This is a genomic window from Leuconostoc sp. (assembly GCF_965300815.1).
Genome location: NZ_CBDKZH010000088.1, coordinates 1 through 5,090, shown reverse-complemented (window position 1 = coordinate 5,090; position 5,090 = coordinate 1). Strand labels below are relative to the sequence as shown.

The 5,090-nt window shown below is 44.0% G+C and carries 4 protein-coding genes; all 4 read right to left on the bottom strand.

All coding sequences use genetic code 11. The annotated features are described in order from the left end of the window. Positions 1 to 93: 93 nt before the first annotated feature. Entirely contained in the window at positions 94 to 2,643 is a 2,550-nt protein-coding gene (locus tag ACW12G_RS06090) for a M1 family metallopeptidase (RefSeq protein WP_455647519.1), read from the bottom strand. 83 nt (positions 2,644 to 2,726) lie between these two features. Continuing rightward, positions 2,727 to 3,695, bottom strand: a complete 969-nt coding sequence (locus ACW12G_RS06085) for an asparaginase (RefSeq protein ID WP_146976807.1) — start codon at positions 3,693 to 3,695, stop codon at positions 2,727 to 2,729. Further along, complete coding sequence (gene recO, locus ACW12G_RS06080) at positions 3,692 to 4,483, bottom strand: DNA repair protein RecO (RefSeq protein ID WP_455647518.1); 792 nt, start codon at positions 4,481 to 4,483, stop codon at positions 3,692 to 3,694. Before recO ends, ACW12G_RS06085 begins: the two co-directional genes overlap by 4 nt. Positions 4,484 to 4,527: 44 nt before the next feature. Beyond that, a partial coding sequence (gene era, locus ACW12G_RS06075) for a GTPase Era (RefSeq protein WP_455647517.1) occupies positions 4,528 to 5,090 on the bottom strand: 563 nt, incomplete at its 5' end.

Genomic DNA, 5,090 nt, shown 5'->3' with positions numbered 1-5,090 from the left:
TTAGCCGATCAAGCAGTTAAAGCCATTTATCATAATATTTTCACAGCCTAAAAAAGCACTCACAATGTGAGTGCTTTTTTATGGTTAGATAGCTTAAGCCTTATCTGCAAGATAAGCCGTTAATGCTTGACTTAACGGTGCACGTTGGTTATCAACCAGCGCTATTTGATTGGCAATGACAAGCTGACCCATTTTGATTTCGCGAGTCAAATTAGGTTGCTGTAATTTTGGCATAAAGAAGGCGTTAAACTCAGTGAGCCGTTGTGCTGTTTGGAAATAGTTTGCTGGGACTTTGACCAGATTGGTATAGTTCATACTACCATTCAATTTATGGTCCAGCCATGACCAATGTTGGCGCACCCAATCCCATACCTGTTGTTGTGCCAACGGATTATGCAAGAGGCCACCATACCAAATGGCAAAATCTTGCGGCTTAATAATGGCTGGTTGATTCAAGCTCGCAATCAGCGTTTTCAGTGCTGTAGCGTCTGTGCTGGCTGGCAAAACAGCCATTAAATCATTTTTAAACCCCGTATCCGTTGTTTGTTGATAAGCTGTAAATAGCTGTTCAAACAACGTACCCGTTGGCTGGGTCGTTAATTGATATGTCAACACCGCACGCCGCATATAAGCTGGCATTTGCGTGAGGTTATCGCGATATTGGGTGAATTGTTGCGTTGCCATCGCCATGGCTTCCGGCAGTTGAGCATACAAGGCGGCATCCAATATTAACGGCCGCACTCTGACATCATCATTTGATTCTGTTGGTTGCTCATGCCAACCCAACCGTTGTAAATGTGGTTGCACCAGCTGTCCGACAAACTGCTTAAGCTGCGCTGTGCTTGCAGGATCATCGGCTACCAGACGCTTTAAGTCCGCAATGATTTGATGTACAGCTTGTTGCACTAAAATAGTATCATTTTGTGCCAATTTTCCAAGCATTGGCACCAGTTGCGCATACGATATCACTTGCGCTTTAGCGAGTAATCTGAGATCCGTCAACAGTTGTAATTGTGTCACCGCATCTAACTGGTCACTATGCGCCATTAAATCAGCCAATAATTGGTCGTCATAGTGTATCACGGCATGCACTTGATTGTGCAAATTAAATTGCAACGGACCCCCAGCTTGCGCACGCAATGTGGCATAGTCGCCCACAACCATCTCAGGCGTCGTCAACATCAGGGTGTCCTCTGAAAAATTATTGGTCAAGGGCACCTGCCATAATTGCCCTGTTGTGGTATGCTGACCAATGAAAAACTGGCTTTGCTTGACCACAAGTTGCCCATCGGCATTGATAGACGCTGTAATCATGGGATAGCCCGGTTGTGACAAATAAGTCGCCATCACACCCGACACATCTTTCCCAGACGCTTGCGACAAAGCACGCCACAAATCGTCACCAGTCGCATTGCCATATTGGTATTGATCAAAGTACTGCTTCAGACCCGCTCGGAATGCTGTTTCACCAATCATGGCTCGTGTCATCACTAACATTCGCGCCCCTTTAGCATACACAATCGCACTATCAAATAAAGTGTTCACTTCATCCGGATGATTAATGGCCACATGTACCGGTTGTACACCGTCAATTGCATCACGATTTAAAGCTAATGAGACGTCATTCATTTGGAACGATTCCCAAATGTGCCATTCTGGCATTAAAGCATCAACAGCAACGTATTCCATCATGTTGGCAAAACTTTCATTTAACCACAAATCATCCCACCATGTCATTGTGACTAAATCACCAAACCATTGATGCGCCAATTCGTGCGCAATGATGGTGGCAACCCGATGTTTCTGCGCCAAAGACGCATTGTCGGGATCTAAAAGCAGCGCTGATTCACGATATGTAACCAAGCCCCAGTTTTCCATGGCACCAAATGACAAATCTGGCACGGCAAGTTGCTTGGATTCTGGCAATGGATACGTGGTATCAAAATAATCTTCATAAAATTCAATACTACGCTTAGCAATATCCAGCGCAAAACGGAGCGCCGACGGTGTATAAGCATCAGAAGCAAAAACTTGAATTTTTACTCCAGACGCCGTAGTCGTTGTTTGACTAATTAACGCCCCGAAAGCAAAGGCCACCAGATAGGTCGACATCCGTTTGGTCGTGGCAAAATAGTGTACGCCGTCGGCAACGTGCGTTTCTGGCATATTCGCCAAAATGGTTTCGTGCGGTTGCTCGTCATACTTAATCGCCAAATCAAAAGTCGCTTTGGCCGCTGGTTCATCAATCCCTGGAAAGGCCTCACGTGCACCACTGGATTCAAACTGCGTCAACACAATTTGTTTTTTGACACCATTGACCTCATAATCTGCCGGATAGATGCCCATCAACGTCGCGGTTAAGACTGTCTCATAAGTGACAACAATTTGAATATCACCCAAAGGGACGTTAGAAATCATTAACGCATCTTGTTCATCCTGCGTATTAAAGGCCATTGCTTGCCCATTGACGGTAACCGTTTTGATTTTGAGACCACGCTGATGTAACAAAATTTGATTCGTCAACGCCTGACCAAAAATGGTGGTTTGACCGCTAATACGCTGTTTTTGTCGATCAATATCCAGATAAACATCATAATGTTCCGGTATGAATGTTGTCAGAAAATGTTGCAATGGTTTCGTCATCAGATCTCCTTTTGGGTCACTAGTCTTGCTTGGTCGTCGTGGTTAAGCAATGGCGTGCGCATCAGCTCACCCGCATTTCAGTATTAAAATTGATGCAAATAGTTTTTCAACGCCACATCGTCCAAGTAATTATCTAAGCCAATCAACAACTTGAGACGTGCTTTTTGACCGTTAATACTGGTGGCAAAGATGGCCCCAGCTTTTTCAAGTTGGACACCGCCACCCAAATAGTCATAGACTGGTTCAGCCACCCCATTGAAACTCCGTGACACAATCACGACTGGAATATGGCGTGATAAGAGATAAAGCACCCCATTAGCCGCTTCTTTTGATAGATTCCCAGCACCCAAAGCTTCAATAATAATGCCATCAATATTGGCAGCCGCTAACAATTCTAAGAGTTGACCGTCCATACCGGCATACGCTTTGAGCACCGGAATATTTTGCTTGACACTGTTGATTGGCAACACGTGACGCTTTGGCAAATCATAAAAGTAAATAATTTGATGTTTCGTCAATAGCCCCATCGTGCCACTAATTGGTGAGCCAAATGTGGCCACATTGGTCGTATGCGTTTTAGTCACAAAACGCGCGGCATGAATTTCATCGTTCATCACAACCAATACGCCACGGTGCCGTGAATCGTCATGTGCCGCAACCCGCAGTGCAGAATGGTAGTTATATAACCCATCTGACCCAAGTTCATTAGACGAGCGCATTGCCCCAGTCATCACAATTGGGAAGTCAACCGCTAACGTACTATCCAAAAAGAATGAGGTTTCTTCTAACGTATCTGTCCCATGGGTAATCACAACCCCATCAAAGGCTTGCTTGGCCGCTAAAATACGTTGTTGCAGTTGCAACATATGCACAGGCCCAATATGCTCACTAGGCAAATTGAAAATATTTTCAACCGTCAGGTCAACATCTGGTAAGGCCAATTTAACGCCCGTTAAGGGATTTTCAACGCCTGTTTCAACACCACCATTTTCGCCTTCGTGCATTGAAATGGTTCCACCAGTATGGAGGACTAATATTTTTTTAACGGTCATGATGCACCTTCCTTATTCTTTCTGAAATTAACCAATGTATTTTGCCAAGCATGCATTTGCTCGATAAACGTTTTAGCACGTGGCTTTAATCCCACTTGCTTATCATAAATATGATCAATCACCCGCTGAAGCCCGCGTTTGGTAACGGGCGACAAATTGATTTGATTGATTTGCCGCAAATCAATCACACTAAATTGCCGCAAATAAAAAATAGTTTTCTGATCTAACATCAATCGATGTTCATCTAAATCATAATGTTCTTCAGCTAAAATGCCATTATATTTTTCCGAATAATCAAAACGTCCGGTCACTTGGCCGCTGATGGGGTCGGCGCGCCAATTAGGCGCGACCCCAAGCGGCACGAGTAATTGAATTTCAAAGATATTGGCAATCACTTGCGGATCAAGGCCCGCCTCTAATTTCTGTAAAGCCAGTTCAAACTGATGATACCAACGCGTCAGCGGTTCACCCTCTTCAAAACTCTGATCAATCAGACTGGCAATTAAAGCCGCATAAGCATTGGCTTCAATATCATCGATCAATCGTGGATATAAGTTAGCTTGCTGCGCATCATTGATATAACCAAGTCCGGTGTTGCGCTTTGGTAATACCCCTTCAAACGATAAAATCGTGAACGGCTGCACAGCGGCACTCAATGCCGACTTCGGCTTTTTAGCACCACGTGCCAAAAAAGTTCGCAACCCATCGTTTTCGGTGAGCATACGAACTAATAAATCATGGTCTTTATATTGTCTGGTATATAGCACAATGCCATTAATTACTGCCATTTATCACATTACCAACTACATTAACTGGCAGGTCATCGTCAAGCTTAATAATCTTCTTTACGGTAACCTAGTGTTTGCAAAGCTTGTGGTCGGTCACGCCAGCGTGGTTCAACCTTAACCCATGTTTCCAAGAAAACTTTGTCGCCCATCAAACGTTCAATATCTTTACGGGCACGAGTGCCGATTTCTTTAATCATCGCCCCTTGCTTACCAATAATAATATTCTTTTGCGTTGGGCGTTCGACAATAATTGACGCTTGAATATGAATTTTATCTTCACTTTCACGCGCGATCTTATCAATCACCACGGCCACTGAATGTGGAATCTCCTGACGTGTCAATTGTAAGACTTTTTCACGAATCAATTCGCCAATGACGAAGCGTTCTGGATGATCTGTTAGTTGATCAGAATCGAAGTATTGTGGCCCTTCTTCAAGGCTTTCAACAATGTTACCCAATAATTCTGGCACATTGTCCCCTTCAGTGGCAGAAATTGGGAAAACTTCAGCCCAAGTTGGGGCGTCTTCTTGATAACTTTGAATGACATCAAGGAGTTCATCTGACGTGACCAAATCAACTTTATTAATCAACAGATAGATTGGTGTGT